The sequence below is a fragment of the Streptomyces sp. SD31 genome, assembly GCF_052068475.1.
Taxonomy (GTDB): Bacteria; Actinomycetota; Actinomycetes; order Streptomycetales; family Streptomycetaceae; genus Streptomyces.
On the sequence record NZ_JBQHCX010000007.1, the window covers coordinates 248,457 to 263,192 of the forward strand.

General features: G+C 71.6%; 15 protein-coding genes. 6 read left to right on the forward strand and 9 right to left on the reverse strand.

Annotation, left to right across the window (positions count from 1 at the left end; all coding sequences use genetic code 11):
* Positions 1-3: 3 nt before the first annotated feature.
* On the forward strand, positions 4-1,044 hold the full coding sequence (locus ACTMVF_RS17460) for an NUDIX hydrolase (RefSeq protein WP_441271956.1): 1,041 nt from the start codon (positions 4-6) through the stop codon (positions 1,042-1,044).
* On the opposite strand, the gene ACTMVF_RS17465 is transcribed toward ACTMVF_RS17460, so the two are convergent.
* The gene (locus ACTMVF_RS17465; protein ID WP_441271957.1) at positions 1,014-2,072 is read right to left on the reverse strand and encodes a protein kinase family protein; all 1,059 of its coding nucleotides are present in this window, start codon (positions 2,070-2,072) and stop codon (positions 1,014-1,016) included. The two genes, ACTMVF_RS17460 and ACTMVF_RS17465, sit on opposite strands and share 31 nt — an antisense overlap.
* A 25-nt stretch (positions 2,073-2,097) precedes the next feature.
* Positions 2,098-3,453 (reverse strand): dipeptidase, encoded by a 1,356-nt coding sequence (locus tag ACTMVF_RS17470; RefSeq protein ID WP_441271958.1) that lies wholly within the window; start codon positions 3,451-3,453, stop codon positions 2,098-2,100.
* Between the two features lie 134 nt (positions 3,454-3,587).
* On the opposite strand from ACTMVF_RS17470, the gene ACTMVF_RS17475 reads away from it, so the two are divergent.
* Positions 3,588-4,826, forward strand: coding sequence for a geranylgeranyl reductase family protein (locus tag ACTMVF_RS17475; RefSeq protein ID WP_441271959.1), 1,239 nt, complete (start codon positions 3,588-3,590; stop codon positions 4,824-4,826).
* A 13-nt stretch (positions 4,827-4,839) separates the two neighbouring features.
* On the opposite strand, the gene ACTMVF_RS17480 is transcribed toward ACTMVF_RS17475, so the two are convergent.
* Positions 4,840-5,289, reverse strand: coding sequence for a nitroreductase family deazaflavin-dependent oxidoreductase (locus ACTMVF_RS17480; RefSeq protein WP_441271960.1), 450 nt, complete (start codon positions 5,287-5,289; stop codon positions 4,840-4,842).
* Positions 5,290-5,428: 139 nt separating this feature from the next.
* Between ACTMVF_RS17480 and ACTMVF_RS17485 the strand changes: the two genes are divergently transcribed.
* The 3 genes from ACTMVF_RS17485 to ACTMVF_RS17495 all read left to right on the forward strand — a co-directional run bounded on the left by ACTMVF_RS17485 (position 5,429) and on the right by ACTMVF_RS17495 (position 8,316).
* Positions 5,429-6,148, forward strand: a complete 720-nt coding sequence (locus ACTMVF_RS17485) for a TetR/AcrR family transcriptional regulator (RefSeq protein WP_441271961.1) — start codon at positions 5,429-5,431, stop codon at positions 6,146-6,148.
* Between the two features lie 258 nt (positions 6,149-6,406).
* Complete coding sequence (locus tag ACTMVF_RS17490; RefSeq protein WP_441271962.1) at positions 6,407-7,654, forward strand: sensor histidine kinase; 1,248 nt, start codon at positions 6,407-6,409, stop codon at positions 7,652-7,654.
* Positions 7,651-8,316: a response regulator gene (locus ACTMVF_RS17495; protein WP_441271963.1), complete on the forward strand. Its 666-nt coding sequence runs from the start codon at positions 7,651-7,653 to the stop codon at positions 8,314-8,316. Before ACTMVF_RS17490 ends, ACTMVF_RS17495 begins: the two co-directional genes overlap by 4 nt.
* Here the strand turns inward: ACTMVF_RS17495 and ACTMVF_RS17500 are convergent.
* Positions 8,277-8,582: a DUF6332 family protein gene (locus ACTMVF_RS17500; protein WP_441271964.1), complete on the reverse strand. Its 306-nt coding sequence runs from the start codon at positions 8,580-8,582 to the stop codon at positions 8,277-8,279. The genes ACTMVF_RS17495 and ACTMVF_RS17500 overlap by 40 nt on opposite strands.
* A gap of 150 nt (positions 8,583-8,732) precedes the next feature.
* Positions 8,733-10,211 carry an MFS transporter gene (locus tag ACTMVF_RS17505; RefSeq protein ID WP_441272093.1) on the reverse strand — a complete coding sequence of 493 codons (1,479 nt, stop codon included), beginning with the start codon at positions 10,209-10,211 and terminating at the stop codon, positions 8,733-8,735.
* Positions 10,212-10,297: 86 nt separating this feature from the next.
* On the opposite strand from ACTMVF_RS17505, the gene ACTMVF_RS17510 reads away from it, so the two are divergent.
* The gene (locus tag ACTMVF_RS17510) at positions 10,298-10,699 is read left to right on the forward strand and encodes a MarR family winged helix-turn-helix transcriptional regulator (RefSeq protein WP_441271965.1); all 402 of its coding nucleotides are present in this window, start codon (positions 10,298-10,300) and stop codon (positions 10,697-10,699) included.
* Between the two features lie 23 nt (positions 10,700-10,722).
* On the opposite strand, the gene ACTMVF_RS17515 is transcribed toward ACTMVF_RS17510, so the two are convergent.
* The 4 genes from ACTMVF_RS17515 to ACTMVF_RS17530 all read right to left on the reverse strand — a co-directional run bounded on the left by ACTMVF_RS17515 (position 10,723) and on the right by ACTMVF_RS17530 (position 14,735).
* Positions 10,723-11,457: a maleylpyruvate isomerase family mycothiol-dependent enzyme gene (locus ACTMVF_RS17515; RefSeq protein WP_441271966.1), complete on the reverse strand. Its 735-nt coding sequence runs from the start codon at positions 11,455-11,457 to the stop codon at positions 10,723-10,725.
* Between the two features lie 135 nt (positions 11,458-11,592).
* The gene (locus tag ACTMVF_RS17520) at positions 11,593-11,982 is read right to left on the reverse strand and encodes a VOC family protein (protein WP_441271967.1); all 390 of its coding nucleotides are present in this window, start codon (positions 11,980-11,982) and stop codon (positions 11,593-11,595) included.
* Between the two features lie 132 nt (positions 11,983-12,114).
* Positions 12,115-13,371 (reverse strand): MFS transporter, encoded by a 1,257-nt coding sequence (locus tag ACTMVF_RS17525; protein WP_441271968.1) that lies wholly within the window; start codon positions 13,369-13,371, stop codon positions 12,115-12,117.
* 104 nt (positions 13,372-13,475) lie between these two features.
* Positions 13,476-14,735, reverse strand: a complete 1,260-nt coding sequence (locus ACTMVF_RS17530) for a sugar ABC transporter permease (RefSeq protein ID WP_441271969.1) — start codon at positions 14,733-14,735, stop codon at positions 13,476-13,478.
* Position 14,736: the final 1 nt, after the last annotated feature.

Below are 14,736 nucleotides of genomic sequence, written 5' to 3' on the forward strand. Positions count from 1 at the left end.
AACGTGATCGTCTGGATCAACGGCGCGTTCGGTGCGGGGAAGACCACCACCGCACGCGAACTGATCGAGCTGATCCCGAACAGCACGCTCTTCGACCCCGAGGTCATCGGCGGAGCACTCACCCACCTGCTCCCGCCCAAACACCTCACCGAGGTCGGTGACTTCCAGGACCTGCCGATCTGGCGGCGTCTCGTGATCGACACGGCGGCGGCGCTGCTCGCCGAGCTCGGCGGAACCCTCGTGGTTCCGATGACGCTGCTCCGCCAGGAATACCGCGACGAGATCTTCGGTGGCCTCGCCGCCCGCCGCATCACCGTCCAGCATGTGCTCCTCGCCCCGGCGGAAACGATCCTGCGGGAGCGAATAGCCGGGCGGGAGCTCCCGTCCGACCTGCCCGACGGCGAGATACGGATCCGGCAGTGGTCGTACGACCACATAGAGCCGTATCGCGCCGCACTCGCTTCCTGGCTCACCGCCGACGCCCATCCCGTCGACAACAGCGGTCTGACTCCCTACGAGACAGCTGCCCGGATCGCCGAGGCCGTCGGCAGCGGTACGGTCCCCGTCTGCGACATCGTGCAGACGCCCGAGCCCACCGCCGAGACCGTCGCCTCGGGGGTCCTTCTCTTCGACGAACAGGACCGCGTGCTGCTCGTCGACCCCACGTACAAGGCCGGCTGGGAGTTTCCCGGCGGCGTCGTCGAGTCCGGCGAGGCGCCCGCGCGCGCGGGTATGCGCGAGGTCGCGGAGGAGACGGGGATACGGCTGGAGGAGGTACCGCGGCTCCTCGTCATCGACTGGGAACGGCCCTTGCCCCCCGGATACGGAGGTCTGCGGCTCCTTTTCGACGGCGGCCGTCTCGACTCGGGGGAGGCCGAACGTCTGCTGCTGCCGGGACCCGAGCTGCGCGACTGGCGCTTCGTCACCGAGGCCGAGGCCGCCGATCTGCTGCCGCCGGTGCGTTATGAGCGGCTGCGCTGGGCGTTGCGGGCGCGGGAACGTGGGGCGGCGCTCTACCTGGAGGCCGGGATTCCCATGTCCTGAACGGCGCGGCGCAGTTCTTCGTGCGGGTACGGCGTCAGTCTGCTCTCGTGCACCAGCCGGCGGTTGAAGTCACCCACGGCGGCGGCGAGGGGCGCGTACCGGACGACGATGTCGGCGGCGGCCCGCGGGATTCCCTGGGGTCGCATGCCGTCGGCGCAGTCCCGCACGAAGGCCTCGCGCTCCGGCAGGCCGTACCCGTACAGCGCGGTGGCCAGCCAGTTCACCAGGTGGGTGGCGGTGTAGCAGCGGTCGTAGAGGCGGTGTCGGCCGAAGAACTCGTGCTCCTCGGGCGAGAGCGGGAAGCGGGCTGACAGCGCGAGGCCGTAGTCGGCGAGGTAGAGCTGCCGTCCGTCGGTGAGGATGTTGTTGAAGTGGGCGTCGAAATGCAGGAGTTCGCGCTCGTGGAGGAAGTCGGTGGCTGCCCTGAGTCCCTGCTCCACCAAAGCGCAGGCGGCGTCGGCGCCGTCCGTGCGCAGCTGGGCGTCGAACCAGTCGTGCAGGGTGTGGGGCACGTACTCCAGGAACAGGGCCAGGCTCGCGGACGCCGTCCGCAGCCCCTCGATACGCTCGCGCACCTGCGGGTCGCCGCCCCAGTAGGCGACGGCCCGCTCGACGTCAGCCAGCGCTTCGGGCAACGGCCGTGGTGCGTCGGGCAGGACCCGCCAGTGGTGCATCAGCGGGAACCCCCCGAACCGGTCGGCCAGCACCCAGTTCGTGGTCATCGTGTGCACGGCGAGCTCCCGCCAGGCACCGAACCCCGGACTGCCGATGCCATAGTGAAAGTAGGCTGGCAGGCCGAGGAGGTCCGCCGTGGAGCGGACGTTCCCCGGCCGTAACTCGACGTCGGTGAGCGGGACTCGCTTGACGAAGACCCGGCTGCCGTCCACCTCGATCAGCGTCGACCGTCCGCCGATCCCGGTGCCGAGCGGCGCGCCCGACTCCACGAGGACTCCGAGTTCGTGGTCGGAGAGCAGCGCGAGGGACGTGGCGATGTCGGTGTGCGCGGTGAGGCGATCGGTGCGGGTCATGCACCCATCTTCAGCGCGAAGTCCCTCAACTCGCCGCGTAATTGCGCAGGAACAGCGCCTCGGCGACCGACAGGCGCTCCAGCTCCTGCGGGGACACGCTCTCGTTCACGGCGTGGATCTGGGCCTCCGGCTCGCTCAGGCCGATGAGGAGGATCTCCGCGTGCGGATAGAGGGCGGCGAGGGTGTTGCACAGGGGGATCGAGCCGCCCTGGCCGGCGTACTGCATCTCCTGGCCCGGGTACGCCACCGCCATCGCGTCCGCCATCGCCTGATAGGCCGGGCTGCTCGTGTCGGCGCGGAACGCCTGGCCCTGGCCGATCTGCTCGGTGCGCACCCGGGCACCCCACGGCGTGTGCGCCTCGATGTGGGCCTGGAGCAGCTTGGTCGCCTCGGCCGCGTCCACGCCCGGCGGCACCCGCAGGCTGATCAGCGCGCGGGCGCTCGCCTGCACGGACGGGGTGGCGCCGACGACCGGCGGGCAGTCGATGCCGAGGACCGTGACGGCGGGGCGGGCCCAGATACGGTCGGCGACCGTGCCGGAGCCGATCAGCTCGACGCCGTCGAGGACCCTGGCGTCCGCGCGGAACTGCCCCTCCTCGTAGTGCAGGCCCTGCCACGACGAGTCACCGGTCAGCCCGTCCACCGTCGTCGAGCCGTCCTCGGCGCGCAGCGAGTCCAGTACGCGGATCAGCGCGCCGAGCGCGTCGGGCGCGGCCCCGCCGAACTGGCCGGAGTGCAGGTTGCCTTCGAGCGTGTCGATCTGCACGCGGACAAGGGTCATGCCGCGCAGGGTCGAGGTGACCGTCGGCAGGCCCACGCGGAAGTTGCCCGCGTCGCCGATCACGATCGTGTCGGCCTCCAACAGCTCCGGGTGCTGCTCGGCGTACCGCTCCAGACCACCCGTGCCCATCTCCTCCGAGCCCTCGGCGATCACCTTGACGTGGACCGGTATGCCGCCGTTCGCCTTCAGCGCGCGCAGCGCGAGCAGGTGCATGATCAGGCCGCCCTTGCAGTCGGCGGACCCCCGCCCGTACCAGCGGCCGTCGCGCTCTGTCAGCTCGAAGGGCGGGGTGCTCCAGGCGGCCTCGTCCAGCGGGGGCTGCACGTCGTAGTGGGCGTACAGCAGGACCGTCTTCGCGCCCTCGGGGCCGGGCAGGTAGCCGTACACGGACTGTGTGCCGTCGGGGGTGTCGAGCAGCGCCACGTCCTGGAAGCCCTCGGCGCCGAGCGCGTCGGCGACCCAGCGGGCGGCGCCTTCGCTCTCGCTCTTCGGGAACTGATCGAAGTCCGCCACCGATTTGAACGCCACCAGCTCGGTGAGCTCCGCCTTCGCCCTGGGCATCAGGGAGGCGACGGTCTCGGCGACCGGATTCGACGACATGGGCACGCTCCTTGTGGGTGCGACGTTGTACGTATGAGTGCTGTGATCCTCCCACAGCGGCCTGCGACGATGCCCGCCGTAGGATGCGGGGGAACAGCAGGCGTAGGCGGCTTGATCGGGAGCAGTAGACCATCGTGAGCAGCGAGAACTCTTCGGCGGACGACGTGCAGCGGGTGTGGGACGTCGTCGTGGTGGGCGCGGGACCCGCGGGAGCCTCGGCCGCGTATGCGGCGGCCGTCGCCGGGCGGCGCGTGCTGTTGCTGGAGAAAGCGGAGCTGCCGCGCTACAAGACATGCGGCGGCGGCATCATCGGCCCCTCGCGCGACTCGCTCCCGCCCGGCTTCGAGCTGCCCTTCCGGGACCGGGTGCACGCGGTCACGTTCTCGAACAACGGCCGCTTCACCCGCACCCGCCGCTCCAAGCAGATGCTGTTCGGGCTGATCAACCGCCCAGAGTTCGACCAGCAGCTGGTCGAGCACGCGCAGAAGGCGGGCGCCGAACTGCGTACGGGTGTCACCGTGCAGCGCGTCGAGCAGCACGGCTCGGCGGTGCCGGACCGGCGCAGCGTCGCCGTCGTCCTGCAGGGCGGCGAGACGCTGCTCGCGCGGGCCGTCGTCGGCGCGGACGGCAGCGCGAGCCGGATAGGAGCGCATGTCGGGGTCAAGCTCGACCAGGTGGATCTCGGCCTGGAGGCGGAGATCCCGGTGCCGGAGACGGTCGCCGAGGACTGGAAGGGGCGGGTCCTCATCGACTGGGGGCCCATTCCCGGCAGTTACGGCTGGGTGTTCCCCAAGGGGGACACGCTCACGGTCGGTGTGATCTCGGCGCGCGGTGAAGGAGCCGCGACCAAGCGGTACCTGGAGGAGTTCATCGGGCGGCTCGGGCTCGCCGGGTTCGAACCGAGCGTCTCCTCCGGCCACTTGACGCGCTGCCGCGCCGACGACTCGCCGCTGTCACGCGGGCGCGTGCTGGTGTGCGGTGACGCGGCGGGCCTGCTGGAGCCGTGGACGCGCGAGGGCATCTCCTTCGCGCTGCGGTCGGGGCGGCTCGCGGGGGAGTGGGCGGTGCGGATCGCCGAGGCGAACGACGCGGTGGACACCCGGCGCCAAGCGCTGAACTACGCCTTCGCGATCAAGGCGGGGCTCGGCGTCGAGATGAGCGTCGGCAAGCGGCTGCTGATGGTGTTCGAGCGCCGTCCCGGTCTCTTCCACGCGGCGCTGACCGGTTTCCGGCCGGCCTGGAAGGCGTTCATGGACATCGTGCGCGGTTCCACGTCACTGGGCGAGATCGTGCGCACCCATCCCATGGCCCAGCGCGCCCTGACCGCGCTGGACCGCCGCGCGGCGCCGGCGGAGGAAGAGGCCACCTCCTGACGACGACCACGGGTCACTTCCGGATGCTGATCCGGAAGACGGGGTGGTCCGGGGCGCAGGCGATGATCTCCTCGTCGGAGGACTTCGCGGTGACCCCCTGGAAGTACTGGTTGACCTCCCAGCCCCACTTCTCCAGATAGGTCCGCAGGATCGGGAGCTTCTCCTCGTCGGGCAGCTCCACCGCGGAGAACTCACGCACCTTGCGCCCGACGCGCAGCTCTCCGCCGCCGGCCGCGCGCATGTTGCGCACCCACTGGGAGTGGCCGCGGGCCGAGACGAGGTACTGCGTGCCGTCGTATGTGTGCGGGTTGACCGGGATGCGCTGCATCCGGCCGCTCTTGCGCCCGCGCACCGACATCTCCGCCGAGCCCGCGATGCTGAGCCCGTGTCGGGCCAGCCAGCCGATGACCGTGTTGAGGCGGACGTTCAGCGGGCTGCCCTTGAGGTAGTACGGCGACGACATGGTGACCCCCACAGATGGAAACCGATTGAGAGAGCGGTGCTCTCGCTTGAGAGCAGTGTGCACGAGATTGCTGATCCAAAGCAAGAGCACTGCTCTCGAATGTGTGCGCTGCTCTGCTTTTCGTGGGAGACTGTCTCGCATGAGCAGCACCGCACAGGGCGCCCGGGCCCGCGCCAGGATGGAAGTCACCGCGGCCATCAAGGACGAGGCGCGCAGACAGCTCGCGGCCGAGGGGGCCGCCAAGCTCTCGCTGCGTGCCGTGGCCCGGGAACTCGGGATGGTCTCCTCCGCCCTCTACCGCTACTTCCCCAGCCGGGACGATCTGCTGACCGCGCTCATCATCGACGCCTACGACTCCCTCGGTGAGCGCGCCGAGACCGCGCGCGACAAGGCCGCCCCCGCCGGGCCCGTGCGGCGCTGGACGGCGGTGGCCGAGGCCGTGCGTGACTGGGCGCTGCGGCATCCGCACGAGTACGCGCTGATCTACGGCTCGCCCGTCCCCGGCTACACCGCGCCCGACACCACCGTCCCGCCCGCCTCCCGCGTCGGCCTCGTCTTCATCGGCATCCTCCGCGACGCCCACCACGACTCCGACTCCGGCACCGGCTCCGGCCTCTGCGAACCGCCCCTGCCCGCCGAACTGCGCCCCGAGGCCGAGCGCATGGCCGCCGACCTGGCCCCCGACCTCCCCCCGGCGAACGTCGCGGCCCTCGTCGCCTCCTGGGCCGAGCTCTTCGGGCTCGTCGGGTTCGAGCTGTTCGGACAGTTCCACCGGGTCGTGGAGGACAGGGAGACGTTCTTCCGGCATGCGGTGGCCCGGCTCGCGCACGGCGTGGGGCTGCAGGAGGGCCGGCCGTAGGCCGACGCGAGCGCAGTGCGGGCTCCGGGGCCGCGCCCAGGGCGTCGGCCGGCCGGCGCGGAAACGAGGCGTTCGCGCAGCGGGTGTGCCGCCACGAGGGCGGACGAGTCCGTCGACGTACTCGCGGCGGCTGCGTCGGCTCAGGGGCAGGGAGCCCGTGGCTGCGGACGAGGGCGCGGACGTACTTCGCGGGGAGTAGGCGTGATCACCACGCGCGGGTGACGCCGCCCCGCCGTCATCGCGTCTAGCGTGGCGGACATGGACGAGCAGCAGGTGCGCCGGGGCGGCGGGCCGCCGATGTGGTGGCGGCACGGGCCGCCGTGGTGGAACCGGTGGGAGGACGGCGAGGAGCACACTCCTGGCCGGCCTTGGCGCTCCACCGTGCTGATCACGGTCTTCGTGCTGGCCGGCTCGAACTTCGCAGCCGAGGGCCAGCTGGACGACCGGGAGGCGCTCGACCCCTTCGCCCGCGCGCTGCTGCTCGTGGCGGCGGGGCTCCTGCTGTGGCGCAAACGGTATCCGGTGGCCGTCGTGTTCGGTACGGCGGTGGCCGCCACGGTCTACCTGGGTGCCGGGTACCCGTACGGGCCGGTCTTCGTCGCCGTGGCCGTGGCCTGCTTCAACGCCATCGTCACCGGGCACCGCAGGGCCGCCTGGGCGGCCGTCGGAGTGTTCTGGGTCGGGCACGCGCTGGTGGCCCACTGGCTGTACCAGTGGCTGCCGCCGTCCGATGACCCGGCCGCGCCCTGGGGGCAGGAGGGCGTGATCGCCGCCTGGGTGGCGGCGATCCTGGCGGTGTCGGAGCTGGCGAAGACCCGGCGCGAGCAGTGGGTGCGGGAGCGGGCCGAGCGGGCGCAGGCGGCGCGCCGGCGGGCCGACGAGGAGCGGCTGCGGATCGCCCGCGAACTGCATGACGTCCTCGCGCACAGCATCTCCGTGATCAATGTGCAGGCGGGCGTCGGCCTCGCCCTCCTCGACACCGACCCCGAGCAGGCCCGTACGGCGCTCACCACCATCAAGGCCAAGAGCAAGGAGGCGCTCGGCGAGGTCCGCCAGGTCCTCGACACCCTGCGCGCCCCCGGCGACGCGCCCCGCGCCCCGGCACCCGGCCTCGACCGGCTGCCCGAACTGGTGCGGCAGGCGGCGAGCGCGGGCCTCACCGTCGAGGTCGTGGGCGAGCCGCCCCGCTTGGCACCCGGCACGGACCTCGCCGCCTTCCGGATCATCCAGGAGGCCCTCACCAATGTCGTACGCCACTCGCAGTCGAGGCACGCACGCGTGCACCTCGATCACGACGACGGGACGACGCTACGGCTGCGTATCGACGACGACGGTCCCGCGACCGGTGCCGACGCGGGCGGCAGCGGCAACGGACTCGCCGGAATGCGGGAGCGGGCGGGCGCGCTGGGTGGCACGATCGAGGCCGGCCCGCGGGCCGACGGCGGGTTCCGGGTGCTCGCCGTACTGCCGTTGAAGGCTTCCCGCGAGGTGGAGGAGGACCGGTGATCCGTGTACTGCTCGCCGACGACCAGTCACTGGTGCGGGCCGGCTTCCGGGCGCTCCTCGACGCGCAGCCGGACATCGAGGTGGCCGGGGAGGCCTCCGACGGTGAGGAGGCCCTGCGCAAGGTGCGGGAACTGCGGCCGGACGTCGTCCTGATGGACATCCGCATGCCGCTCCTCGATGGCCTCGCCGCGACCCGCCGGATCACCGACGACGGTGACCTGACGGGCGTCAAGGTGGTCATGCTCACCACCTTCGAACTCGACGAGTACGTCTTCGAGGCCATCCGCTCGGGCGCCTCCGGCTTCCTGGTCAAGGACACCGAGCCGGAGGAACTCCTGCGTGCCGTACGGGCGGTGGTCGAGGGCGACGCGCTGCTCTCGCCCGGCGTGACCCGCCGCCTCATCGCCGAGTTCGCCGCCCGCTCCAAGGAGCCCGCGGCCGCCGACTCCCTCGCCCGACTCACCGAGCGCGAGCGGGAGGTGATGGCCCTGGTCGGCATCGGACTGTCCAACGAGGAGATCGCCCGCCGCCTGGTGGTCAGTCCCCTCACCGCGAAGACCCATGTCAGCCGCACCATGGTGAAGCTCGGCGCCCGGGACCGGGCCCAACTCGTCGTCCTTGCCTACGAGTCCGGGTTGGTCCGCCCGGGCTGGCTGGGCTGAGCCGCCTCGTCCCCGGCGGCCTTGCGCCGCCCGAAGCGGACCAGCACGCTGACGACACGGGCGACGAAAAGGACGGCGGCCGCGGTCGCTCCCGCTCCGACGAGCGTGCCGCGCGCTCCGGCCGACAGCTCGAAGGCGAACGCCGGCCCCGCCACGGCCCCGAACAGCACGGCCGCCGCGAACGCCGCGCTGCACAGGGCGTATCCGATCTCTACGGTGATCGCGTCCCGCTCGGCCTGATCGCGCCGTCCCCCATACGTGGTCATACGGGAAGTCTCACAGGCGTGCGCCCGGCGGAGCAAGCGGCTCCCGCCGGGCGGACGGTGAAGGGGGCTCCCCCCAGGGCCTGTCTGACGATTCCCGCCTGCCCCGCGGCCCGCCCTCCTGGGCGGACGGCGGGACTTTGCGGACACGACCTAGTCGCGTACGCCGACGCGCTCCGCCTCCTGGGACATGGACTTGGCCACCACGACGGTCTGCTGCTTGGGGCGGGTGCGCAGTCCCGTGAGGGAGATCAGCAGACCCGCGACCGCGATCACCGTGATCACCACCAGAGCGGGCAGGTAGCTGTCGAGAACCGCCTGCGGGGACGCGGGCTCCGCGGGAGCGTTCGCGGTCAGGACCGCCGTCACGACGGCCAGGAAGAGCGCGCCGCCCACCTGGACCGAGGTGTTGAGCAGGCCCGAGACCATGCCCTGCTCGTGTTCGTCGACGCCGTTCGTGGCCTGGACGTTGAGCGAGGGGAAGGTCAGCGCGAAGGCCGAGCCGACCAGCAGCATGGTGGGCAGGATCACCGCCGCGTAGACCGGGTCGAGGTCGATGCGCAGGAACAGGATGTAGCCGGCGACCATGAGGGCGAAGCCGATCGCTATCAACCGGGCTGTGCCGAACCGGTCGATGATCGTGCCGACCTTCGTCGCCGACAGCGCCACCAGCGCGCCCGCCGGCAGGAACGCCAGCGCCGTGTGCAGCGCCGACCAGCCCAGCAGTTGCTGCATGTACAGCGTGACCAGGAACTGGAACCCGATATAACTGCCGACGAACGTCAACGCCCCCAACTGCGCCCGCACTTGGGCCCCGGAGCGCAGCACGCCGAGCCGGACCAGCGGGCTCGGGCTGCGGCGCTCGACGGCCACGAAGGCCGCCAGCAGGACGACGACGGCGACGAAGGACAGGACCGTGCGCAGGGAGCCCCAGCCGACCTCGGGCGCCTCGACGACGGTGAAGACCAGCAGCAGCATCGAGGCGGTGCCGAGGACGGCGCCGGGGATGTCGTAACCGCCGTCGGCCCGCTCGCGCTCGCTGCGCGGCAGCAGCTTCAGGCCGAAGAACAGGGCGATCAGCGCGACAGGCGCCGGGAGCAGCATGGTGAGGCGCCAACTCGCCTCGGTGAGCAGGCCGGAGAAGACGAGGCCCATCGAGTAGCCGGTGGCGCCGCAGGTGGTGTAGATCGCCAGCGCGCGGTTGCGTACCGGGCCTTCGGCGAAGGTCGTGGTGATGATGGACAGGCCGGCGGGAGCGGTGAAAGCGGCGGCCAGGCCCTTGATGAAGCGGCTGGCGATCAGTAGCGGACCCGAGTCGACGAGCCCGCCGAGCAGCGAGGCGAGCGCGAAGACGGCGAGGGCCACCAGGAAGACCTGGCGCCGGCCCAGCAGGTCGGCGGTGCGGCCGCCGAGCAGGAGCAGGCCGCCGTATCCCAGGATGTAGCCGCTGACGATCCATTGCAGGGTCGAGGTGGACAGGCCCAGGTCGGCGCCGATGGACGGCAGGGCGACACCGACCATCGACACGTCCAGCGCATCCAGGAACATCGCGGCGCACAGCACCAGCAGGGTGCCCCACAGCCGGGGGGTCCAACGTCCCTCGGACGTGGGGTGGGTGAGCGGAGAGGTCATGCCGAGGAACACTACATGCATGCGCATGAAATGCAAGCGCATTTAATTCTGATGCAATGAATTCCGCGTTCTGCTACGGTGCGGCCATGGCGGCGAAGAAGGCCGAGCAGGCGCTCGTGGACCAGTGGCGGGACATCCTGGCCCTGCACGCCCGCACGCAGTGCGAACTGGACCGTGCGCTGCACCAACACGGCCTGTGCGCCAGCGACTTCGAGGTCCTGGACGTACTGGCCGCGGGCTCGCCGCGGGGCGGCTCGAGGAGCGCCGAGGCATTGCGCGTCCAGGAGATCTCCGAGCGGGTGCATCTCAGTCAGAGTGCGCTGTCGCGGCTCATCGCCCGGCTGGAGAAGGACGGTCTCGTCCAGCGCTGCATGTGCGAGGAGGACCGGCGCGGTGTGCGCGTGGCCCTCACGGCGAAGGGGCGCACGCTGCACGGCGAGGTACTGCCGGTGCAGCGTGCGGTGCTGACGAGGATGCTCGCGAACTGAGCGGCGTACGCCCTGGGTTCAGCTCAGATGACGGCCGAGTTCTCGTGCCACAGCGCGGCCACCGATGCGTCGCCGGTCACGCTCGGCAAGGGCAGCCGGTTCCACAGCGACAGATACAGCAGCGCGGCCGGTCCGGCGATCTCGCAGTCGGCCCGGCCGGCATCGCCCCGCTCGGTCAAGGGCGGCTCCTGGGACAGCCGTACGGTCCACACCGCGTCGTCCGTGTCCGTCGCCCGCACTCGCAGCAGCCGCGGCTCGGCGCTGCGGACCCGGCTCTTGGGCCGGGCATGGAAGCCGCGCAGCAACTCGTCCACGCCGTCCGCCGCGAAGCCGGCGTCGAGCTCGCTGGGTGTGCCGCCGCGTGCGGCCTCCGCGTCGAAGCGGTGCACGGCCGTCTCGTGGGCCTGCCTGCGTGCCCAGAACGCGAGCGGCGAGGGCGCGGGCAGGAAGTGGAAGCACCGGACGTCGGGGGAGGCGGAGGAGAGGGTGTCGACGAGGTGACGGTGTCCTTCCCGGAACCAGGCCAGAAGGTCGGCGCCGTCGAGGTCGGGCGGGTCATCGAGGGGACGGCGGGAGGTATGGCCGTCGGCGACGAAAGACGCCGCCCAGCGATGCACCGTCCCCGTGTGCCGCACCAGATCCCGGACTTGCCATTCCGGACAGGTCGGCACCTTGGCATCGACCCCCGCCTCCTCGGCGGCCGCGGCGAGCAGCAGACCCTCGCGGTCCAGGAATCGAACGAACTCGGCTGTCTCCATGGGCAGAGTGTGCACGATGGAGCGCGGTCGAAGGGAAGGGCTGGGGCCGGGGTGCGGCGGGCCGGCACGCCTTCGGCGACGGCCGGTACGTGTCGTCGTTCGGTGCCGACGAACTCGCCCGCGTCCGAGGGCGGTTCACGGGTGCAGGGCGAAGAGGCAGAACTCGTTTCCCTCGGGGTCGGCCAGGACGTCGTGGTCCTCGTGCCGGGCCTGGACGGTCGCGCCGAGGGTCACGAGCCGGTTGATCTCGGTCTCCCGGGCGGCGGAGACGAGGTCCAGGTGCAGCCGGTTCTTGACGCGTTTGGGCTCCGGGACCAGCTGGCACCACAGGCGGGGGCCGCCGCCACGGGGCTCGACGAGCACGGTCGGGTCGTCCTCCGGGTCGGCGATCCCCTGGGCGCGCAGACGGGCGAGTTCGGCGTCGTCGTACGGGGCGACGGCGTAACCGTCGAGGGCGGCGGCCCAGAACCGGGCCGTGGCGGCCGGGCGGGCACAGTCGATGACGATGTCGTGGAGTCGCGCCATCGGGCCATGGTGTGCGGGGGAGGGGCAGAGCGGCAATGGCCGGGGCTCGGTCAGGGGGCCGTCCTGCCGAGAAGGGCCTCCAGGCCGCACCCCCATCGCCACCGGTTCGGGCCGGCCGGAAGGCGCAGCACCTCACGGCCGGCCTGATCCGGACGACAGGGCCTGGTCTCCCGCTCGGTCGGCCGCCGCGTGCCGTGTGACGAAGCCGATCAGCGCCGCCGCTGCCGCCAGCACGGCGATACTGGTCAGGGCGGTGGACAGGGAGAACCAGTCGGCCATGAACCCGATCGCGGGCGGCCCCAGCAGCATGCCGCCGTAGCCGAGCGTGGAGGCGGTCGCGACGCCGCTGGGTCCGGCGAGTGTGCCGGCGCGTTCGACGGCGACCGGGAAGAGGTTGGCGAGGCCGAGCCCGGTCACGGCGAAGCCGATCAGGGCCGCCCACACGGAGGGGGCGAGGGAGCCGAGCAGCATCCCGGCGGCAGCGGTGGCGCCGCCCGCGACCACGGTCCTGGTACGGCCCAGGCGTTCGAGCAGGACCGTGCCCGTCAGGCGCCCGATGGTCATGGCCAGCGCGAAGCACGAGTACCCCACGGCCGCGAGCCCGGGCGAGGCGCCGAGGTCCTGTTCGAGGTGCAGGGCTCCCCAGTCGGCCATGGCCCCTTCGCCGTATGCCGTGCACAGCGCGATCACCCCGAAGACGGTCACGAGTCCTCGGGTGCGGCGGTCGAGGCGGCGCGGGGCGCCCTCGCCGGAGCCGTGTCGTGGGGCGTCGGGCGGCCGCGGTGGCTCGTGGCGCAGGAGGGTGGGTCCCGCGAGGGCGGTCACGATCAGCCCGACGACGGTCAGGCCGAGCAGGTGCCGGGTGGGGGAGAGGTGGCCGGCGACCAGTCCGCCCAGGCCCGCACCGATCATGCCGCCCAGGCTGAAGGCCGCGTGGAAGCTCGGCATGATCGGTCGCCGGAGGGCGGCGACGAGGTGGATGGCGGCGCTGTTGAAGGCCACGTTGATCCCGCCGTAGGCCGCTCCGAAGAGCAAAAGGACGGCGCCGAGGGCCGGTGCGGAGTGGGTGAGCGGAGGGAGGGCGACGCTGAGGGAGAGCAGGACCGCGCAGACGACGGTGACCTGGTGGCTGCCGTAGCGGCGGCACAGGCGTCCGGTGAGCACCATCGTGACCACGGCGCCGGCGGAGACGCCGAGGAGGGCCAGGCCGAGGGTGCTGGCGGAGGCGCCGGTCTGCTGCTTGATGGCCGGGATGCGCACGACCCAGCCGGCGAAGACGAAGCCGTCGAGGGCGAAGAAGACTGTGAGGGCGATACGGAGTCGGGTGAGTGCGCCGAGTGGCCTGTCCGGCACGGCGTTGTGCGAACGGAGTTTGTTTATGAGCGGCACAAAGTCAAACTAGGTGACTCGTGTAGGCGGGGCAAGGGAGCGCCCACGCCCGTCGAATCCCCTCACGCTGTTCCGGCGGGCGGCTCGGACCCAGGAGTGGGCCGTCAAGCCCGCCCGTGAGCCTCCTGCGTGCGTCGCGACAGCGAGTCGATGACCACCGCGGCGAACAGCACCCCGCCCGTGATCATGAACTGGACCGCGGTCGGGGTGTCCGTGATCGCCATGCCCGAGGCGATCGACTGGATGACCAGCATGCCGAGCACCGCGGACCAGGTCGTGCCCCGTCCGCCGAACAGACTGGTGCCGCCGATGACGGCCGCCGCGATGGCGTTGAGCAGCAGGACGCCGGAGCCGGAACTCTGGCTCACCGAGGTGATCCGCGAGGCCAGGAACAGACCACCGATCGCGGCCATGGTGCCCGAGACCGCGAGCACCGCGGTCTGCACGCCCGTCACATTGAGACTGGCGCGGCGGGCGGCCTCGACGCCGCCGCCGAGAGCGTAGACCTGACGGCCGTAGTGCGTGCGGCGGAGCACGATGTCGAGTCCCGCCACCACCACGAGGAAGATCAGCAGGGCGAGCGGCAGACCCTGGAAGCGGTTGAGCAGGTACGCCGCGGCGAAGGCGACCACCGCGAGAGCGCCCGTGCGTACGACGATCGCCTGGAGCGAGCGGTGCGGCATGCCGACGGCCCTGCGACGCAGCGCGTCCTGGTACGACACGAGGAAGACCGCGCCCGCGGCGACGGCTGCCAGGCCGTAGGCGACGGCGTCGTCGGTGAAGTAGTAGTTCGTCAGACGGGCGACGAGTCCGTTCTCGTCGAGGTTGATCGTGCCGCTGGTCCCGAGGATGTACAGCATCAGGCCGTTCCAGGTCAGCAGCCCCGCCAGCGTGACGACGAACGCCGGCACCCGCGTTCTGGCGAAGGAGAACCCCTGCACGGTGCCGGCCGCGGTGCCCGCGAGCACCGCGATGACCAGGGCGAGCCACTCCGGCACGCCGTTGTTGACGTTCAGAACGGCGAAGGCGGCCGCGGCGAGACCGCTGATCGAACCGACCGACAGGTCGAGCTCGCCCAGCAGCAGCACGAAGACGATGCCCACCGCGATCAGGCCGGTGCCCACGATGTCGACGCTGAGATTGGACAGGTTGCGGGGGGAGAGGAAGTTGTCGTTGAGGGACTGGAAGATGATCCAGACGGTGGCGAGGACCAGGACGACGGGGAGCGAGCCCAGTTCACCGGCGCGCACCTTGCGCCGGAACAGGTCGACCGAGCTCTCCACGGCCCGGGCGACGGCCCGCTCGCGCCTTGGCCGAGGGGCCTCGGAGGGCTCGGTCCGTGCGGTGTCCGCATTGCCGCGCATG

Bases quoted from the DNA above. Each gene is read 5' to 3' on its own strand.
- ACTMVF_RS17465 (WP_441271957.1), bottom strand. From the start codon at position 2,072: ATGACCCGCACCGATCGCCTCACCGCGCACACCGACATCGCCACGTCC.
- ACTMVF_RS17470 (WP_441271958.1), bottom strand. From the start codon at position 3,453: ATGTCGTCGAATCCGGTCGCCGAGACCGTCGCCTCCCTGATGCCCAGG.
- ACTMVF_RS17480 (WP_441271960.1), bottom strand. From the start codon at position 5,289: ATGTCGTCGCCGTACTACCTCAAGGGCAGCCCGCTGAACGTCCGCCTC.
- ACTMVF_RS17485 (WP_441271961.1), top strand. From the start codon at position 5,429: ATGAGCAGCACCGCACAGGGCGCCCGGGCCCGCGCCAGGATGGAAGTC.
- ACTMVF_RS17490 (WP_441271962.1), top strand. From the start codon at position 6,407: ATGGACGAGCAGCAGGTGCGCCGGGGCGGCGGGCCGCCGATGTGGTGG.
- ACTMVF_RS17500 (WP_441271964.1), bottom strand. From the start codon at position 8,582: ATGACCACGTATGGGGGACGGCGCGATCAGGCCGAGCGGGACGCGATC.
- ACTMVF_RS17505 (WP_441272093.1), bottom strand. From the start codon at position 10,211: ATGACCTCTCCGCTCACCCACCCCACGTCCGAGGGACGTTGGACCCCC.
- ACTMVF_RS17510 (WP_441271965.1), top strand. From the start codon at position 10,298: ATGGCGGCGAAGAAGGCCGAGCAGGCGCTCGTGGACCAGTGGCGGGAC.
- ACTMVF_RS17515 (WP_441271966.1), bottom strand. From the start codon at position 11,457: ATGGAGACAGCCGAGTTCGTTCGATTCCTGGACCGCGAGGGTCTGCTG.
- ACTMVF_RS17520 (WP_441271967.1), bottom strand. From the start codon at position 11,982: ATGGCGCGACTCCACGACATCGTCATCGACTGTGCCCGCCCGGCCGCC.
- ACTMVF_RS17530 (WP_441271969.1), bottom strand. From the start codon at position 14,735: ATGCGCGGCAATGCGGACACCGCACGGACCGAGCCCTCCGAGGCCCCT.